Consider the following 16,775-nt stretch of genomic DNA (forward strand, 5'->3'; position numbering starts at 1 on the left):
GGAGCTAAACGGTGACAATTCATGAAGAACAAGACCTATTGTCCGCCCAGGAGTTAGCTGACTACCTTGGCGTCACGATTGAAACGCTCCGAAACTGGAGACGCCACGACCAAGGGCCTGCATTCCTGCGGATCGGCATTCGCATTTGGTACAAGCGCGCTGAAGTTGCCGCCTGGATTGAGGCGAGCACGAAATGACCCAGCACGAGATCAGCCTTGGCGACGAGTACGGCCTACTGACTGCTGCCGAGGCTGCCGAGTACCTGAATCGCACCAAGGGAACCTTGGCGCAGTGGAGAACCGCAGGCATTGGCCCTCGCTACTACAAGAGCGGCCTCTCCGTCGTGTATGCCGTTGATGATTTGGACCTCTGGCTGGCCAGCGTTGACAAGACGCCGAAGGCACCTGCACATGTGCCGTCTGGCTACTACACGTCAGAGCAGGTGGCGAAGGTTGCCGGTATTACACGGCATGCCTTCTACGCAGCCGTGCATCAAGGACGCGGACCTCAGGCAACTTTCATGACGAGTTCTGCGGGTGGACGCCGTCGTTACTACCAGGTCGAGCACGTGCTCACGTGGCTCGCCAAGAGGGGGAACTGGAATGAAGCGTAGGCGCGCTATCGCATTCGGACCGATCGAGCTATTGCTGTTGCTGATGTCCTCCGGCGCTGTCGGCTTCGGGATCAGCAACTTCCTTCCACACATCCTGGGGTGAAAGATGAACGACAAACAACGCGAGCTTGCTGAGACGATGCTCGAATGCGACCGGAGGAACATCGAGGTCATTCTAGCCTTAGATGCCGCACTCGCACGCCTTCGATACGAGCAGCAGTGGGCCAAAGAGAACTTGAATGACGACGACGGAGGCAACTACTGGGATCGTCTTCGGGCACTTCGCAATAAGCGCGATCAGCTGATTTCCGAGATCATGGTTCCACAAACCCTGATCGATTATGCGCTCGGAACCTATTCCTACCAGGGACAGGTCTACAGGCGGGATGTGCGATGAAAGACGGCTTCGTAGACGCGCATCTGCGAAACCAGATCGAGTCGACCTACGAGAGAAGGCTACACGGACTCCTTAATGACCCGAATGCAACCAGCGAGGACTTTGACGCTCTCAATAGTTGGCAATCGAAGGCAATTGAGGATCTCAATAGCCGCCCGAAGGTCGCTGCAGCCCCTGTGCCACCGCCAGCTCCGGTACCACCGAACATCGGCCTGGAAGATCTAGACCTTGGCGTCACGGCACCATCGGCCGCTGCGCAAGCAGTTAACGACGCGTGCAACAGCCTCAGCATAGCCGAGGTTTACTCCAAAATCAGCAAGAACCGCTGGAAGCGCCCATATCAGGGTGAAATCAGGGAAGGCATCAAGATCAGCTGTCCGAATCCTAATCACCCCGACGAGCACCCCTCGGCCTGGCTAAACACAATTACCAACAAGTACCACTGTGGGACCTGCTGGCAGGGTGGCTACATCTACGAGATGGCTGCCCTCGCATGGGGAATGCAGCTCCCGATGGATCTGTTCCGAATCAAGTGCCGTCTGGCTAAAGAGCTTCGTGGGGTTGATTACGACGCCCTGCGCGCCGATCGGGCCGAGGCCAATCTCAACTCGTGGGTCAAATTCCTGGGGAGTGGTTCGTGAGTGACGAGTCGGAGCTCACCGATGAGCAAAAGCGAAAGCGGCTAGCTGACAAGACCACTGACAGGCTCATTCAGCTTGAGGCTGATGCTCGTGCGAAGAACATCAGAAATTCGAGTCTATTCAGCCCACCGGCCTCGTTTGACAGCATGGAGGATGAGCTCGCCGGACCTGATGAGCCGGTGATCTGGACGGTAGGTCAACTGCATGAGAAGGGAACAAATACGATCATTACAGCCGCATTCAAGAGCGGCAAGACGACCCTTATGCAAAATCTAATCAGGTCACTCGTGGACAGTGAGCCCTTCATCGGCGAGCACGCGATGCGCGAACTGGACGGCCGGGTTGCATTCTGGAACTTCGAGCTCCCAGAGGCGATGGTGAAGCGCCAGTTCCGGAAGATGAAGATTCGCCGCCTCGACAACATCTGGCCAGTGCATCTGCGTGGAACCAGGTTCGACATTATGACCGACGTGGCTGCGGAGTGGACGATCACGGAACTTAAGCGCCGTGAGATTGAGGTCTGGATCGTAGACCCCTTCACGCGAGCATTCCACGGGAACGAGAACGACAATGGCGAGGTTGGCGACTTCCTCGAGCGGCTGGATTGGATCAAGAGCGAGGCGGGGGTCGTTGACCTGTTCATGCCCATCCATGCCGGACGTGCAGCTGAAGGCATGAAGGGAAAGGAGCGTGCCAGGGGCGGATCTGAGAGTGACGGCTGGGCAGACAATCGCTGGGCCACATCCCGTACCGACAACAAGGTCTACTTCCGCAACGACTGGGGACGCAGTCCGGAAATGCCCGAACGCCTGACGGAGCTAGATCCGGTTACGAACCTGCTGACATATGACGCACTTGGTCTTACGCGCAGCCAGTTGAGCAGTGCAGGAACGCGAGCGGCCATTCTGGATTACGTGCGCAACCACCCATTGTGCTCGAAGAACCTGATTACCAAGTTGAGTGGAATCACTGGCGAGACAAAGCTGCTGGCCAGCCTGGTCGATGACCTAGTCAAAACGGGGGGTCTTCAGGTCGAACAAACCTGGAGTCAGAGCGGTAGCAAGATCATTAAGAGCGAGTATTGGATACCCGGAACAGTACCCGGCAAGCCCTAGGGCGCCCAGATGGTATGGGGTGGTTTGGGGTGGTTTGAATACCATGGAGAGGGTGGGGTGGTTTGGTGGTGTATTAACCACCACCACCACCCACCAGCACCACCTACCATCTCGGCTAGACGGTTTGACATACCACCCATAACTACATGGGGGCTGAAGGACAACTGATGGAAGATATACCGAGTAGGAGATGGCAATGAGTAAGGGATGGGCTGGTGGTAGTACTCGTGCATGGAGGGAACTGCGTGCACGAGTACTTACACGCGACAACTACGAATGCCAGCTAAAGGTCCCAGGTACATGGACCACGAAGGCAGGCACGATGCAGTGCACTGTCATTGCAACACACGTGCATCATCTTGATGGGACAGACAACGGCATCATCGTGCCGCCCGATAGGCTCGTTGCCTCATGCAAAGAATGCAACCTTCAGGTCGGAGACCCAACACCACAGCAGGCATCACCAGTTTTCCCCAGTTCTACAGGCCTAGGACATCCCGGTCCCCGTCCTTTCTCTCCCTCCGAGAACGACACTCCGATTCAAGCTCGCGAAGAGCTCATGTGGAATACCCAGCGCATGGCCTCTTACAAATGGCTGGAACCCTTCGTGGACGTTCCCGATGATGCTGCGCCGCCGCTGTATATGAGTCCGCCAGCGCCCGATGCGGTCGGCTCCTATGGCGCCCAGGCGATTCGCTGGATTGAGCTGACACAGACGGACAAGTCGGGAAGGCCACTGACGCTCCGATGGTGGCAGGCACTAGCAATTACCCGTCAACTCGAGCACCGCGAGGATGGGTCGCTGTGTTATCGGACAGTTGTCGAGTCATGCCCGCGTCGCGCTGGCAAGTCGGTGCGTATGCGGACGCTCGCGGTGTGGCGCATGAACAACCCGCACCTGTTCGGTGAGATTCAGACCATTGTGCATACCGGCTCCGATATTGCAGTCTGCGAGGAGATTCAGCGCGATGCGTGGCGCTGGTGTGAAGATGTCATGGCCTGGAAGGTCACGCGGGCTAACGGTCGTCGCGCCATCGAGACACCTGACGGTGATCGCTGGGTTGTAAAGGCGCAGGAAGCTGCTGGTTACAGCTTCGATGTGACATTGGGCATCGTGGACGAAGCCTGGAACGTGAAGCCCGAAACGGTGGACGAAGGTCTGGAACCAGCATCTCTTGAGCGACTTTCTGCTCAGATCTACATCACCAGTACGGCGCACCGACGAGCCACGTCACTTATGCGAACTCAGCTTCAGACGGCACTGACGATGGACGACCCGACCACGCTGCTGATGCTCTGGGCTGCTAAGCAGGGTGCCGATCCCGGTGACCCCGAGGTCTGGCGTGCGGCGTCGCCTTATTGGTCAGAGGATCGTCGGAGCATGATCGACAAGAAGTATTCAAAGGTTCTAGCGGGCGAGCTCGATCCTCAGGCCGACGACCCCGATCCAATGGCTGGATTCACAGCGCAATACCTCAATATCTGGCAACTCAATGTTGCATTACGACAGAAGGGTCTGCCGCTTATCGAAAAGGAGGCTTGGCTGTCGCGTACCGTCGAGCCTCCCGCAGCCGTTCCCCAGTCGGCTGCCATTGAGTCCTGGTTCGCGGAAGGTGTGTCACTCGCCCTCGCTTGGAAGGAAGGCAGTAGGGCAATCGTCTCGGTCAAGGATTACGCCGACCTCGAAGAAGCTGCAGCGGCACTCAAGGATTCCGGATTCAGGGGCACCGCAACGGTCGGTGCGAGCCTTGTGGAAGATCCGGCCCTCCAGGGCATTCGATGTACCAAGGGTCAAGGGCTAGTGAGCGCATCAGTGCGTGAGTTCCAGCGTCTATTGTCCGAGGATGGTGTCTGGCACGACGGAGGCGATGAACTTACAAGCCAGGTTCTGAAGGCACGTACGGTGAATGGCCCTGACGGGCCAAGGATGGTCTCGACTGGGCGCGCCGATGCTATTAAGGCGGCGCTGTGGGCAGTATTAGCCTGCCGTAAGAAGTCGGTAGGTAAACCGCGCATTCTTTACGCAAGGTGAAACGGCATCGGGCCGGTCATTCCTTGCAATGATTGACCGGCCCGATGCCGTCGAGCTACGTTCCGCGCCATGGGGATTTGGCGCACCATCACCGGCCGTTCATCGGTCATTGGGCACGCGCTGAGCGTCCAAACGGCCACGAACCTAGCCCCGTCCAGCGGACCGCGTTTCTCGGTCGATATTGACTCTGGTGTTCTGTACGGAACCCCCTCACTAGAGGACTACATCTACGGCCGAGGCAAGATTTCCAGAGTCGATGCATTAGCGGTTCCGGCGATCAAACGAGCCCGTGACCTGATCTGCGGCGAGATCGGTCAGTTCCCCCTTCTGCTCATTGGCCCGGATGGCAAACCGACTGACTGGGCGCTGCTCAATCAACCAGAGTCCGGCGTTGCTCGTTCGGTGACGATGACCCGAACGATTGAGGACATGCTCCTGTCGGAGCGGGCCTGGTGGAAGGTCACTCACCTGGGATGGCACAACCGGCCGATCGAAGTGGTGCGCCTGGATGCCGAGACGGTGACGGTCCAGCCGAGGTACGTCACGTACCCGGAGGGGTCGGCCCTCGTCTGGCCTGATGTTCCCGGCTTGGTTCGCATTGACTCTCCAAACGGGGGTCTGCTCACTGCCTCGACTGCCATTCGGACATACATCGCCCTTTCGTTGCTGGCGATGCAGGCGCTAGATGGTGCGCCTCCTATGGACTGGTTCACCCCAGCCGAGGGTGCGGACCCTGCCGACGATGACGACATTCAGGATGTCCTCGACAACTGGCAGGCTGCGCGTCGTTTGCGTCGGACTGGTTACGTCCCGACCGCGTTGAAGTACAACCGGGACGGCTTCAATCCCGAGCAGCTGCAGATGGCCGAAGCACGCGAGTTTGCGATCACTGAGATTGCTCGCTTGACCGGCATTGACGCCGAGGAGCTCAGCGTCTCGACCACCAGTCGCACCTACTTCAACTCGCAGGACCGCCGTCGTCAGCGCATCGAGTCAGTGCTGGGACCGTTCATGACCGCAGTTGAGGGTCGTCTGTCGATGGAGGACGTGACGCCTCGCGGCTTCAAGGTTGCCTTCGACACCAGCTCCTACCTGCGCCTGGATGACCTCGCCGCAGCCCAGTCCGACGAGATTCTCATCAGGTCCAACGTGCTCACCCCCGACGAGGGGCGCGAGAAGCGTGGCCTGGAGCCGTTGGGACTCCCGGCCCCACAGACCAACCCAGCTGCGCTGCCAGCCGCACAGGAGGCCGTCAATGGCTAACAGCCGCGTCACGTTCGAGGTCGCCTCGTTCGCCGTGGACCAGGAGAAGCGCACGCTGACGGGCGTTCTGCTCCCGTTCGGCGAGGTGTCGCGGCCCGCGATGGACCCCTCCACCGGAAGGTCGGCACGCTTCTCGTTTGCCGAGGGCACCATCACCCTGCCCGAGGACTTCTCCGATGTCGTTCTCAACTATGGCCATGACGGGAAGTCGCTCTACACGCAGGTCGGTGTCGCCGTTGCTCTGGCCACAGACCCCCAGGGCGTGCAGGCCAAGTTCAAGGTCGCGCAGACGCCCGAGGGTGACCGCGTTTTGGCCCTGGCTGCAGACCGGGTTCTCAAGGCTTTCTCGGCTGAGGTCGAGGGTGAGTTCGAGGCCGGCAATGACGGCATTCAGTACTCCAAGGCAACGACTTTGACGGGCGCTGCCGTCGTCCCCAAGCCCGCTTTCGCGGGTGCACACATCACAGGTGTTGCGGCATCCGCCGCAGACAACGAAGGGAACAACATGAAGTGCACCAAGTGCGGTGCGATCCATGCTGCGGGTGTCACTGCATGTGACCCAGCAGTTCTGGCAGCCTTCACCGCTGCCCCTGTCGCGTTTTCCGTGGCCGACGGTAACAAGCTCATGCAGGACGTCACGGCCCTGACCGAGAAGATCGCCGCGCTCGAGAAGATCAAGATCCCGGTCGGCCCTGGACCGGCGCAGTTCCAGGTCAGCGAAGAGCCGATCTACCGGTTCGCTGGCAGCGAGCCTGCGCCGTCCGGTTTCGACTTCGCGACGGACCTTCTGGCCGCTGCGAAGGACGGTGACTCGGCGGCTTTGGCTCGGCTGCAGAAGTTCACTGCCGAGAACATGAGCCCACAGTTCGCGGACCAGCCGACGACCACGGCCGACGTTGCTGCGGTCAACCAGAGTCAGTACCGGCCAGACATGTTCCTTGGTCAGGCTCCGACTCCGCAGAGCCCGCTCTATGACACGTTCTACAAGGGCAGCCTCAGCAACGTGACCCCGTTCTTCTGGTCGAAGCTTGACCGGGCGAACACTGACGTCGGCGTGGCCGACCACACCGAGGGTGTCGAGCCGGAGTCGCGTGACCTGGTCACGGCGGCTGGTACGACGGTGACCCCGACGCCGGTGTCCGGCCGAGTCCACATCACGCGTGAGGTCGCAGACCAGGGCGGCAACCCGGTCGTGTCCGGGCTGGTGTGGTCGGAGTTCCAGCGGTCCTTCAGGATCGCGCTGGAGACGAAGACAGCTGGCCTGCTGACCGCTGCAGCGGGCTCGATGACCGCGCTCACGACCATCGCTGCTGGTGCCTCGGGCATCGTTGCGGGACGTGCGGTTGAGTCTGGCCTTCTGGACCTTCAGTTCCTGGTAGACGGGTTCCGTTTCACCAAGGCGTTCGGGCACATCGATCTCTACAAGGCCTTGTCGCAGGCCGTGATGCCGCAGTTCAGCGGGGATACGACCGGCGAGAAGGTCTACCCGATCATCAACCCGCAGAACCGGGACGGCATCCAGGGCGCCAAGTACTCGTTCATTGACATTGCTGGGTACCGCATGGAGCCGACGCCGAGCCTCGGCGCCACGAGCACCAGCGCGAGCAACTCCTACGTCGCAGACCCGAACGCCGTGCACGTCTGGTCGTCGGGCCTGACCCGACTGGACAAACTCCAGGAGAAGGTCGAGGGCTGGGACATGGGCGTGTTCGCCTACTTCGCCGGGGTTGTCTACGACATCACCGGTCTCCGCAAGATCGCCTACGACCCGACTGCCTGATTGGAGTTTGACCGATGGCTAAGCAGATCAACATCGGCGACAACATCGACCTCGGGAAGGTCGGCTATGTCAGCCTCCCTGATGGCGCGGTGGTGACCTCCGGCGCGACCTACACCGTGCGCCACGAAGGCAAGCACGTTGCCTTCGGCACCGAGACCGTCGAGTACGACGTGGTCGATCCGAACAAGCCCAGGAAGTCCAAGGCCGACGAACCAGAAGTGATGCTGCCGACCAACCCGCCGAAGCACCCTGCCGGTCCGCCTGCACCACCGAGTGCCTGAGCGGAGGTGACCAGCGATGACTCGACCGGACATCAGCGCCGTGAAGAACTACCTCGGTGTTACCTCTGCGTCTGACGAGGCGATCGAGTCAGCGCTGGCTGCCGAAACCGCAGCGCAAGCTGTCGTTTGTCGTATCCCTGCAGCGCCGGAGGACTACCCCGACGATCTGGCCGAAGCCTTATGTCGTCGGGTTGCCAGGAACCTCGCCCTACGCAAGATCCCCCTGGCGGTCCTCCTGGGTGACGCCGAGTCGGGTAGCACGATCCTTCCCGGACGCGATCCGGAGGTACGTCGCTACGAAGCCCCCCATCGGCGTTTGGTGGTGGGTTGATGGCCCTCTCGGCTACCCGGACGGCCATCGCTGCCGCCCTATCCGCAGTGGACGGCGTAACGGGCTATGTAGCGCGCCCGACAGTCTGGGGTTCTGGTGATGCGGTCGTCTTTCTCGATCGGCTGGAGAAGGTTGAGGGCGTCATCACCCAGGCCACCTGGCGCATTGTGCTTTTGCTCTCGGGTGATGAAGGCGTAGCTATCGATCAGCTGGACACGCTCTTTGACCCGATCATCGAAGCCACCAGGTCGGAGATCTTTATCGACTCGGCTTCACCAGAACTGATTCCATCCGAAGGCGGTCCGATGACTGCCATTGTCTTTCTCGCAAGGAGCGAATAATGGCTGCCCCAGCAGGTGCGTACGTCCTTCGGGACGCGCTCGTAAAGATCGAGGCGACGGATTACGCCGCACAGTGCACGTCGGTAATGCTCACCCCTGAGCAGCCGACTCAGACCCTGCGCACGATGGTTCCCGATGGGATCGTGCAGGACGTCGACTCTGCCGTCTGGACCCTGTCCATCAACGGTATTCAGGACTACGTCGAGGCTCAGGGCCTGGCGCGCTACCTGACCGAGATGTCGGGCACTGACGTGGACCTTGAGTTCGAGCCGAAGAAGGGCGGAGTCAAGGCCACGGTCACTGCTGTAGCCAAGGCCGTTCCGTTCGGTGGTGAGCAGGGCGCGTTCACGACCTTCTCGGTTGAGCTTCCCTGCAAGGGCGCTCCTGTCTTCGTGGACCCTGCCTGATGCTCACTCTGCAGATCACGCCTGACGGCGCACAGCCGTACAGCGTGACGGCTACGGCTCGCGACATCCTGAGCTGGGAAAAGTCCACCAAGGGCAGCAAGACGTTCATCGAATTGATGGCCTCGCCGACCATGGTTGACCTCTACCGCATCGCGCATCTCGCGTGCTGGCGACAGGGCCTGTTCACGGGCAATCAGAGGGAGTTCGAGGACTCCTGTGAGGTCACCTTCGAGGAGGAGACCGAAGAGCCGGACCCTACCGAGCCGGAACCCTCCACCGGACGCTGATCGCTCTCGCAATCCGTACGGGGATCTCGCCGACGGCCTGGGCCGAGGAGGGCGAGCAGGCAATCGTTACGGCGGTGGAACTACTAGCCGAAGGCAACAACGAGCAACGAGAGGGGGCGCCAGCAGGATGGGACTTAGCGTAAAGGTCAAGATCACTGGCGTCAGGGAAACCCTCGCCAAGTTCCGTACTCTGCCTAAAGAAGCCTCGGCGGAATTGCGTGACGCGAACCAGAAGATCTCTGAAGAGCTAGCAGGCAAGATCCATTCTGCTGCTACGTCCGCCAACGGGCAGGGTGCTCTTGTCGCTCCCACGGTGAAGGCGAGGCGGGATCGTGTGCCGTCTGTGCAGGCAGGCGGTAGGAAGCAGGCCGGCTCTCAGAGCCGCAAGTCCAAAGGGCAGAGCCCGACGACGGTGTCTGACCTGATCTACGGATCGAACTTCGGCGCGAACGTGCTCAAGCAGTTCCCGAGGCCGACAGGTCCCGACCATTGGTTCTTCAGCACCGTTGAGGATAACCAAGCACAGATCGAGCGTGAGTGGCTTGTTGCCGTAGACAAGGTTCTCGGCAAGTGGGGTTCCGGTGGCTAGCCCGTCCCGCACCGTCAAGGTCAAGTTCGACGGTGACGCCAACGGTCTCAAGAGGTCGAGCAAGCAGGCCGAGGACAGCCTCGACAAGTTCAACAAAGCAGCGTCCAAGATGGACGGTTTCGGCAAGAAGGCGTCTGATGCCCTAGGCAAGGGCATGAAGGGTGGCGCACTGGCTGTAGGCGCTGCCGGTGTCGCGCTAGGTGCGCTGGTTGTCAGCAACGTCGGCAAGGCACTCGAACAGGGAGCCATCAAGGCCAAGCTCGCGGCTCAGCTTGGTGCCACAGGCCCCGATGCTGCTCGGCTTGGCAAGCTGGCCGGGAAGCTCTACGTCGACGGCTACGGCGAGTCGATGGACGAGACCGCCAGCATGATCAAGACCTCGTTCGAGAATGGTCTTGTCTCGCTGAAGAGCACCGATGCCGAGATTCAGAAGGTGGTCGGCAGCGTCTCGACCTACACTACGCTGACGGGCGAGGACGCTACCGCTGCAACGCGTGCTGTCTCGCAGATGCTGCGCAACAACCTCGCCCCGAATGCTGAGGCCGCCTTCGACATCCTGACCCGTGGGCAGCAGCTGGGCATCAACAAGGCAGAGGATCTGCTCGACACCTTCAACGAGTACGGCACCCAGTTCCGCAAGCTGGGGCTCGATGCAACGGACTCGCTGGGCCTGATGAATCAGCTCATCCGTGGCGGAGCCAGGGACAGCGACGTAGCTGCCGACGCGATCAAGGAGTTCTCGATCCGTGCCATCGATGGCAGCAAGACCACGGCGGCCGGTTTCAAGGCGCTTGGTCTCGATGCAGGCAAGATGGCGGCCGAGATCGGCAAGGGCGGACCTGCGGCTCGTACGGCCTTCGGAGACATCCTTGATGGGCTGAACCAGATCACCGATCCCGTCAAGCGAAACCAGGCAGGCGTTGCGCTGTTTGGCACTCAGTGGGAAGACCTTGGTGGCGCGATCAAGAACGCAGATCTCGACACTGCCGCTGCCTCGCTCGGTCAGGTCGCAGGGGCTACGGACAAAGCCAACGCCGCTCTTTCGGCGACTCCTGCAGCGAAGCTTCAGAAGACTATGCGCACCCTGCAGCAGGTCTTCGTTGATGCCATTGGCAAGTACATCGTTCCGCAGCTCGACAAGTTCGCGAGCTGGTTCAACGGGCCTGGCAAGTTCATCCTCACGGGTTGGGCGATCGATGCGGCAGACGCGATCCTGGCATTCGCTGACACGACGCTGAGGGGTCTTGAGAGCGTCACTGGTGGTCTGGCCAAGTACGGAGCCGTCGCCGCTCTCGCAGCAGCTGGCACGGTCGCGCTGACTAACCCAACGCTTGCGGCGAGTCTGGTCCAGCGGGCCAACGACCTTAAGAACTTGGGGTCGTCGGCGGAGACAGGTATTGGCAAGGCCCGGGAGCAGATTGCCGGTTTGCGCGGCGAGCTGGCCAAGACCAAGACGAAGGTCAAGGTTGAGGCCGACATTGCCGACCTGGAAACCAAGATTTCGACTGCGAAGACCAAGCTGCAGGACAAGACGCTCACGGCACCTGTTAGGGCCAAGCTGGAAGCCAACATCTACAGCTGGCAGCAAAACCTTGCGAAGGCCAAGCGAGGGGTTGAAGATCCCGCCTTGGTCAAGCAGCGCATCGCGAAGCTGACGGCGGACAAGACCTCTTTGGACACCAAGATCAGGCAGGCGAAGTCGGCACTCGGTGACTCGAAGCTGACCGCGACAAAGAAGGCCAAGCTGCAAGCAGAGATCGGTCAGTTGCTGGCGGCAAAGCAGCAGGCCCAGTCTGCGATCGACTCGCTGCGAGGCAAGACGGTCACCCTCACGTTCTTTCAGAAGGTCATCGGCCAGAAGCCCCCGCAGGACATCGGCGTCCGCCTGCCTGGTCGTGCCTCCGGCGGCCCCGTCGTTGCCGGACGTCAGTACCTGGTTGGTGAGCGTGGTCCCGAGATCCTGACCATGGGAGGGGCCTCAGGCAACATCACGCCGAACAGTGCCCTGGGTGGAACAACCATCATCGAGAACCACATCGAGATCGGGGGCGAGGTTGTGCGCGTCGTCCGCTCCGAGATCAAGCAGGACCAGAGGAATCTCAAGCGCACTGTCAGTGCGGGGGTGAGGTAAATGGCACTGGTAGCGAACTTCGATGCGACCCTATGTCGACGCGTGATCGCTGTAACGGGCCTAGGTGGAACTACGGACCACATCACAGTGGAACGTGCGACCGCTCCCTACGTCCAGTGGACCCCGGTCCGTGGGTGGTCGGCCCAGCCCGTCATCGCCACGGCAGTAACCTCGTTCGACTACGAGTTCCCTGAGGGTGTTGCGTACAAGTACCGGGTGAGGCAGTTCAACGCTGCGGGGACCCAGACCGCCCTCACCGACTATTCGGTTGCGGCGGCAGCGTTCGATGAAGTCTGGCTAAAGGTGCCTGCGGCTCCTTTTCTCAATCAGCCAGTCATCGTTGCCGACCGAAGCGAGATCATCAATAGGTCTCGCGCTGGGCTCCTGGATATCGTCGGCCGGACTGACCCTGTGCATGTGGGTGGGGTCCGTAGCAGCCTTGGCTACGAGCTTCGGTTGCTAACGCTGACGGCTGCAGCAGAGCGCGATATGGAGTACACCCTCGCGACGGGTGATGTGATCTTCCTTCACCTACCAGCCGCCCAAGAGACGATCCCTGGTGGGCACTTTTCGGTGGGGGACGTCTCTCGCGAGTCAACATTGCGACTGTCGCCGCGCAGGGTCTGGACACTCCCGCTGCAGAAGGTCGCTGTACCTGGTCCTGAGGTAATCGGATCTGCTTACACGATCTCCTCGGCCATATTCGAGTACGCGACCATCAGCGACATGATGGCCGACAACGCCACGATTGCTGACCTGCTTCAGCGCACTGGCACGCCCGCGGAAGTCATCGTGCCATGAGAGCAGTCAGCGCTCGGTTCCTGGCGACACTGCGCGGCAGTCACAACGCTGTCTTCAGAGCCCGTGTCTGCGAGACCTTCCAGACCGGCACGAATCCAACAGGCGTGGAGATTCCGATCGTGTCCGGAGACGTGCAGTGTGCAGCCACGGCTGATATCAGGGCGACACTCAGTCTGACTACTAGCTACGAGTGGCCGAAGAACGCTGACGGCCTGCTAACCCCTTATGGCAACGAGATCTTCGTAGAACGGGGGCTCTCTTACGGCAACGGTCAGACGGAGTACGTGGGCCTGGGCTACTTCAGGATTGACGCACCTGAGCAGGAGGAGACTCCTGGTGGAGCAGTCGACATCTCCGGGAGCGATCGGATGGCGGGCATCGTTGCTGGCCGCTTCCTGACTCCTCGACAGTTCTCAAGCTCGCTGACCAGGGGGCAGGTCGTCGCTACGCTGATCACTGAGGTGTACCCGTCAGCGCTGATCGAGTGGGACGACACGGGAGTGAGGGATTCGGTTCTTGGTCGCACCATCGTTGCCGAGCGAGAACGCTACGAGACCCTGCGGGATTTAGTTACCTCGCTAGGCAAGGTCGGCTACTTCGACTACCGAGGTGTCTTCGTGGTGCGGACGGTGGCCTCCGTGACTGGTGCACCAAGCTGGACCATCGACGCGGGGTCGAACGGTGTTCTCGTAAAGATGTCTAGGGCAATCACTCGTGAGGGCATCTACAACGTCGTGGTCGCAACTGGCGAGGGTACGGACACCACGCCTCCTCTCTACGCTGCCGTTGCTGATCGCAATCCCAACAGCCCGACTCGCTACGGAGGACCCTTCGGCCCCGTGCCGAGGTTCTACGCGAGTCCGTTCATCACGACCTACGGCCAAGCCGTCAGTGCAGCCTCCGTGCTGCTGCGCAAGTCGCTGGGCCTCCCCTACCAGGTCGAGCTTGAAGCGGTGCCCAACCCTGCCCTTGAGCCTGATGACGTGATCCGAGTCCGCTACCCGTCAAGGCTGCGGTCGCTGTCTCTTCGAAGTGAGGCTCACATCATCGACACCATCACGATCCCGCTTGTAGAGGGCGTGCCGGTCAGCCTGAAGACCCGCAAGCAGTACGGCGAGAACATTGGAGACATCAATGTCTAGCGGCCTCAGTAATCTTTTTCAGTCCGACCCCAGCAAGCCTGCTCCCATGGCGCTGCGTCAGGGGACGGTAGTTGCCTGGGACGCCGACACAGGGGCCAACACGATCTCCGTTGCAGGAGGCACCTTGGTCAACATTCCGGTACTGATCGGGGAGACCGTCGTGCTGGACGAAGGCGATGTGGTGGCCTTGCTGACAACCGGCGACCGGTGGTTCCTGTTGGGCAAGGTGAAGGATCCTGGCGACCCCGGCACTGTGCCGACCTGGCCAAACGACATTCTCGCCCTGGATGCCTCGATGACCTCGGTAACAACCGTCACGATCCCTGCCGTACAGGCGGACGCCGACGCTGCAGCCGCTGCAGCCGCACAGGCCGCCCTGGACGCCGCTACAGCCCAGGCAGCGGCTGATGCCCTACGGGTCGCCCTGGAGGCCGCTGAGGCCGCTGTAGGCGCTGTGGAGGCCGCTGTAGCGACTCTGACCGGCACGACCCTGCCTGCCCTCCAGTCAGACCTGGGTGACCTTGCCACCGCTGTGGCCAATGCCCAGAGCGACGTGGACGCCATCCTGCCCATCACTGAGACCGACATCAGTAACGATGCGATCACCACCCCGAAGATTGCGGCCAATGCGATCACGGCAGCCCATCTCGCTGCGGACTCGGTGACCGCTTCCAAGCTTGCGGCCAATGCAGTCACGGCGGGCAAGATCGCTGCAGGCACAATCGTTGCCGCAGACATCAGTTCTGGCGCTATCACCACTGCCAAGATCGCAGCAGGCGCAGTGACGGCAACCGAGATTGCCGCTGGTGCGATCACCGCCGCGAAGCTCAGCGCTGATGCGATCGACGGCAAGACGATCACAGGCGCTACCTTCCTCACCGCTGGAGGCACGTCGGCTCGTTGGGAGTTGTCGTCCACGAACTCCAATAAGCTCATCGGCCGACCCGCCTCCAACGTCAACAACCCGCAGCCGGGCGTCATCATGGTCGACTCGACTTCAATTGGCGCGAGTGGCTGGATGTACGAGACGCGAATCACTGCTCCATACAGCGCGGTGAGTGGTGGCGACACGAACAATCCACTGCTGCGCATCTCGACGCACGAAGGTACGGGCAGGTCGGCAGTCGAAGCAGTGGGTGAACAAGGCGCTCTCGGCTCACCAGCAGGGACCTTGGGCCTGTACTGGGACGATGACACCGGCGCTCTCGACCTCGTTGCACCGGGGGCACTGTCCGCGAACGGCGCCCGCGTCCTCACAGCTGGAAACACTCGTGTTGCCACCGGCAACGTTCTCACTGGCTCCGGAGCAACGAAACAGGACATCGCCGTGTCGTTCCCGGGCGGCAGGTTTACCGCAGCGCCAACGGTCGCGGTCACAGCTAGGACGTCGGCAGATGTCGTCACACAAGTGGCCGTGAGCGGGGAGTCGTCTACCGGCTTCACTCTTCATTTCAAGCGGAATCCAGGCGTTGCAACGAACGTCGGCTGGATCGCAATCCAAATCGTCTAAGGAGGACTGACTTATGGCCGACACGACACCGCTGTTCAATTTTCCCTACCTGGAGCTTGGCGACCCACCGGACATCGCCACTGGGCTCGAAGATCTCGCCCAGGCCGTCGAGACGAAGATCGCTGCGGTTGACTCTGCGATCACCACCATCCAGGGAGTGAACACCAGCCAGAACGCAGACATCACCGCCTTGGAGAACGCCAACACGGCGCAGGGCTTCCAGTTCATCCGCAAGACCGCCGACGAGACGGTCACCAGCAACGACACTCCGCAACTCGACAACCACCTGGACTTCACCGCTCTGGGCGGTCAGCGCTACCTAGTCAAGGTGGTTTGTTTTGTGGAAGTTGCGGGAGGCAACAGCACTACCGACTTCCGCGCCGGATTCCTGCTGCCCGCTGGAGCCGCAGCAGCGTTCGGGGGTACCGGGCCTGACCCAGCGATGGCCGCTAGCTCCTCTGTTGGCGGGGGCCAGTGGCAGGCGCTGTACGGGACAGTCAACGGATACCTCCGCTTCGGCCTGTACAACGCTGGCACGACCAAGGTTGAGATCGAGGGCATCATCACGATGGGCGTGAGTACCGGCACCGTCACCTTCGCCTGGTCTCAGGACAACCCCTCAGCCAACGGGGTGACCGTCAAGGCGAACTCCTTCATGAAGGTGAACAAGATCAGCTAGCCCCCGAGACCGAACGGCCCCCGACTCATCTCGAGCCGGGGGCCGTGTCGTGCGGGTCAGTCGCGGGGGTCGTACGGACTCTCCGAGTCCGGCAGGCCGATCACAGTGCGTCTCGGTGCCAGGTCGCCACGACGGCGATACCGCAGCCCGCCGTCGCCGTCGTAGATCACCTGCGCGATGGCCCGGACCAACTCGCGCTCGTCCAGCGGAGCGTCGTACAGGTCATCGATCTTGGCGACGAGGGCCGCTCGCCCGGTTCGACGGAGCCGAGCGAGCGGCCTGAGTCGGGGGAACTTGCGGGGGGCGCACGAGGGCGCGCCCGTCTGAGATGATTCATCCACGGTGCTCTCCAGTGGTAGTGGAGGTCATCGAGGCGGGGGGTTCGAGCGCCAACTCGGCCCTCCGCCGTTCACTCGGCGAGCGAACTGACCTCAG

The 16,775-nt window shown here is 61.2% G+C and carries 20 protein-coding genes; 19 read left to right on the forward strand and 1 reads right to left on the reverse strand.

Annotated features, from left to right (window positions below; translation table 11 throughout):
• The first annotated feature begins 11 nt into the window (after window positions 1-11).
• The 19 genes from HDA39_RS26985 to HDA39_RS27075 all read left to right on the forward strand — a co-directional run bounded on the left by HDA39_RS26985 (window position 12) and on the right by HDA39_RS27075 (window position 16,340).
• Complete coding sequence (locus HDA39_RS26985; RefSeq protein ID WP_184799745.1) at window positions 12-197, forward strand: helix-turn-helix domain-containing protein; 186 nt, start codon at window positions 12-14, stop codon at window positions 195-197.
• The gene (locus HDA39_RS26990) at window positions 194-613 is read left to right on the forward strand and encodes a helix-turn-helix domain-containing protein (RefSeq protein ID WP_184799747.1); all 420 of its coding nucleotides are present in this window, start codon (window positions 194-196) and stop codon (window positions 611-613) included. Before HDA39_RS26985 ends, HDA39_RS26990 begins: the two co-directional genes overlap by 4 nt.
• Before the next feature lie 106 nt (window positions 614-719).
• Window positions 720-1,010 carry a hypothetical protein gene (locus tag HDA39_RS26995; protein WP_184799749.1) on the forward strand — a complete coding sequence of 97 codons (291 nt, stop codon included), beginning with the start codon at window positions 720-722 and terminating at the stop codon, window positions 1,008-1,010.
• Window positions 1,007-1,651: a hypothetical protein gene (locus HDA39_RS27000; RefSeq protein WP_184799751.1), complete on the forward strand. Its 645-nt coding sequence runs from the start codon at window positions 1,007-1,009 to the stop codon at window positions 1,649-1,651. Before HDA39_RS26995 ends, HDA39_RS27000 begins: the two co-directional genes overlap by 4 nt.
• Window positions 1,648-2,766 carry an AAA family ATPase gene (locus tag HDA39_RS27005; protein WP_184799753.1) on the forward strand — a complete coding sequence of 373 codons (1,119 nt, stop codon included), beginning with the start codon at window positions 1,648-1,650 and terminating at the stop codon, window positions 2,764-2,766. The genes HDA39_RS27000 and HDA39_RS27005 overlap by 4 nt, the downstream gene beginning before the upstream one ends.
• Window positions 2,767-3,343: 577 nt before the next feature.
• Complete coding sequence (locus HDA39_RS27010) at window positions 3,344-4,798, forward strand: HNH endonuclease (RefSeq protein WP_238356158.1); 1,455 nt, start codon at window positions 3,344-3,346, stop codon at window positions 4,796-4,798.
• 69 nt (window positions 4,799-4,867) lie between these two features.
• Entirely contained in the window at window positions 4,868-6,061 is a 1,194-nt protein-coding gene (locus tag HDA39_RS27015) for a phage portal protein (RefSeq protein ID WP_184799757.1), read from the forward strand.
• A complete protein-coding gene (locus HDA39_RS27020) occupies window positions 5,979-7,841 on the forward strand; it encodes an HK97 family phage prohead protease (protein WP_184799759.1) in 1,863 nt (620 codons plus the stop codon). The genes HDA39_RS27015 and HDA39_RS27020 overlap by 83 nt, the downstream gene beginning before the upstream one ends.
• Before the next feature lie 14 nt (window positions 7,842-7,855).
• Complete coding sequence (locus HDA39_RS27025) at window positions 7,856-8,122, forward strand: hypothetical protein (protein WP_184799761.1); 267 nt, start codon at window positions 7,856-7,858, stop codon at window positions 8,120-8,122.
• A 16-nt stretch (window positions 8,123-8,138) separates the two neighbouring features.
• Window positions 8,139-8,453: a hypothetical protein gene (locus tag HDA39_RS27030; RefSeq protein WP_184799763.1), complete on the forward strand. Its 315-nt coding sequence runs from the start codon at window positions 8,139-8,141 to the stop codon at window positions 8,451-8,453.
• On the forward strand, window positions 8,453-8,794 hold the full coding sequence (locus tag HDA39_RS27035; RefSeq protein WP_184799765.1) for a hypothetical protein: 342 nt from the start codon (window positions 8,453-8,455) through the stop codon (window positions 8,792-8,794). Before HDA39_RS27030 ends, HDA39_RS27035 begins: the two co-directional genes overlap by 1 nt.
• Complete coding sequence (locus tag HDA39_RS27040; protein WP_184799767.1) at window positions 8,794-9,201, forward strand: phage tail protein; 408 nt, start codon at window positions 8,794-8,796, stop codon at window positions 9,199-9,201. Before HDA39_RS27035 ends, HDA39_RS27040 begins: the two co-directional genes overlap by 1 nt.
• Window positions 9,201-9,488 (forward strand): hypothetical protein, encoded by a 288-nt coding sequence (locus HDA39_RS27045; RefSeq protein ID WP_184799769.1) that lies wholly within the window; start codon window positions 9,201-9,203, stop codon window positions 9,486-9,488. Before HDA39_RS27040 ends, HDA39_RS27045 begins: the two co-directional genes overlap by 1 nt.
• A gap of 127 nt (window positions 9,489-9,615) precedes the next feature.
• Window positions 9,616-10,077 carry a hypothetical protein gene (locus tag HDA39_RS27050; protein WP_184799771.1) on the forward strand — a complete coding sequence of 154 codons (462 nt, stop codon included), beginning with the start codon at window positions 9,616-9,618 and terminating at the stop codon, window positions 10,075-10,077.
• Window positions 10,070-12,208: a phage tail tape measure protein gene (locus HDA39_RS27055; RefSeq protein WP_184799773.1), complete on the forward strand. Its 2,139-nt coding sequence runs from the start codon at window positions 10,070-10,072 to the stop codon at window positions 12,206-12,208. Before HDA39_RS27050 ends, HDA39_RS27055 begins: the two co-directional genes overlap by 8 nt.
• Window positions 12,209-13,009: a hypothetical protein gene (locus tag HDA39_RS27060; protein WP_184799775.1), complete on the forward strand. Its 801-nt coding sequence runs from the start codon at window positions 12,209-12,211 to the stop codon at window positions 13,007-13,009.
• Window positions 13,006-14,151, forward strand: a complete 1,146-nt coding sequence (locus HDA39_RS27065) for a DUF5047 domain-containing protein (protein ID WP_184799777.1) — start codon at window positions 13,006-13,008, stop codon at window positions 14,149-14,151. The genes HDA39_RS27060 and HDA39_RS27065 overlap by 4 nt, the downstream gene beginning before the upstream one ends.
• A 46-nt stretch (window positions 14,152-14,197) precedes the next feature.
• On the forward strand, window positions 14,198-15,661 hold the full coding sequence (locus tag HDA39_RS27070) for a hypothetical protein (RefSeq protein WP_184799779.1): 1,464 nt from the start codon (window positions 14,198-14,200) through the stop codon (window positions 15,659-15,661).
• Between the two features lie 13 nt (window positions 15,662-15,674).
• A complete protein-coding gene (locus tag HDA39_RS27075) occupies window positions 15,675-16,340 on the forward strand; it encodes a hypothetical protein (RefSeq protein ID WP_184799781.1) in 666 nt (221 codons plus the stop codon).
• A gap of 56 nt (window positions 16,341-16,396) precedes the next feature.
• On the opposite strand, the gene HDA39_RS27080 is transcribed toward HDA39_RS27075, so the two are convergent.
• Window positions 16,397-16,681, reverse strand: a complete 285-nt coding sequence (locus HDA39_RS27080; protein WP_184799783.1) for a hypothetical protein — start codon at window positions 16,679-16,681, stop codon at window positions 16,397-16,399.
• Between the last annotated feature and the right edge of the window lie 94 nt (window positions 16,682-16,775).

It is taken from the genome of Kribbella italica, from assembly GCF_014205135.1.
GTDB lineage: Bacteria > Actinomycetota > Actinomycetes > Propionibacteriales > Kribbellaceae > Kribbella > Kribbella italica.

What these genes read in the sequence shown, in the direction of transcription:
- HDA39_RS26990 (WP_184799747.1), top strand. Translation starts at nt 194, where the DNA reads ATGACCCAGCACGAGATCAGCCTTGGCGACGAGTACGGCCTACTGACT.
- HDA39_RS26995 (WP_184799749.1), top strand. Translation starts at nt 720, where the DNA reads ATGAACGACAAACAACGCGAGCTTGCTGAGACGATGCTCGAATGCGAC.
- HDA39_RS27000 (WP_184799751.1), top strand. Translation starts at nt 1,007, where the DNA reads ATGAAAGACGGCTTCGTAGACGCGCATCTGCGAAACCAGATCGAGTCG.
- HDA39_RS27010 (WP_238356158.1), top strand. Translation starts at nt 3,344, where the DNA reads ATGGCCTCTTACAAATGGCTGGAACCCTTCGTGGACGTTCCCGATGAT.
- HDA39_RS27015 (WP_184799757.1), top strand. Translation starts at nt 4,868, where the DNA reads ATGGGGATTTGGCGCACCATCACCGGCCGTTCATCGGTCATTGGGCAC.
- HDA39_RS27025 (WP_184799761.1), top strand. Translation starts at nt 7,856, where the DNA reads ATGGCTAAGCAGATCAACATCGGCGACAACATCGACCTCGGGAAGGTC.
- HDA39_RS27030 (WP_184799763.1), top strand. Translation starts at nt 8,139, where the DNA reads ATGACTCGACCGGACATCAGCGCCGTGAAGAACTACCTCGGTGTTACC.
- HDA39_RS27035 (WP_184799765.1), top strand. Translation starts at nt 8,453, where the DNA reads ATGGCCCTCTCGGCTACCCGGACGGCCATCGCTGCCGCCCTATCCGCA.
- HDA39_RS27040 (WP_184799767.1), top strand. Translation starts at nt 8,794, where the DNA reads ATGGCTGCCCCAGCAGGTGCGTACGTCCTTCGGGACGCGCTCGTAAAG.
- HDA39_RS27045 (WP_184799769.1), top strand. Translation starts at nt 9,201, where the DNA reads ATGCTCACTCTGCAGATCACGCCTGACGGCGCACAGCCGTACAGCGTG.
- HDA39_RS27050 (WP_184799771.1), top strand. Translation starts at nt 9,616, where the DNA reads ATGGGACTTAGCGTAAAGGTCAAGATCACTGGCGTCAGGGAAACCCTC.
- HDA39_RS27060 (WP_184799775.1), top strand. Translation starts at nt 12,209, where the DNA reads ATGGCACTGGTAGCGAACTTCGATGCGACCCTATGTCGACGCGTGATC.
- HDA39_RS27065 (WP_184799777.1), top strand. Translation starts at nt 13,006, where the DNA reads ATGAGAGCAGTCAGCGCTCGGTTCCTGGCGACACTGCGCGGCAGTCAC.
- HDA39_RS27070 (WP_184799779.1), top strand. Translation starts at nt 14,198, where the DNA reads ATGGCGCTGCGTCAGGGGACGGTAGTTGCCTGGGACGCCGACACAGGG.
- HDA39_RS27075 (WP_184799781.1), top strand. Translation starts at nt 15,675, where the DNA reads ATGGCCGACACGACACCGCTGTTCAATTTTCCCTACCTGGAGCTTGGC.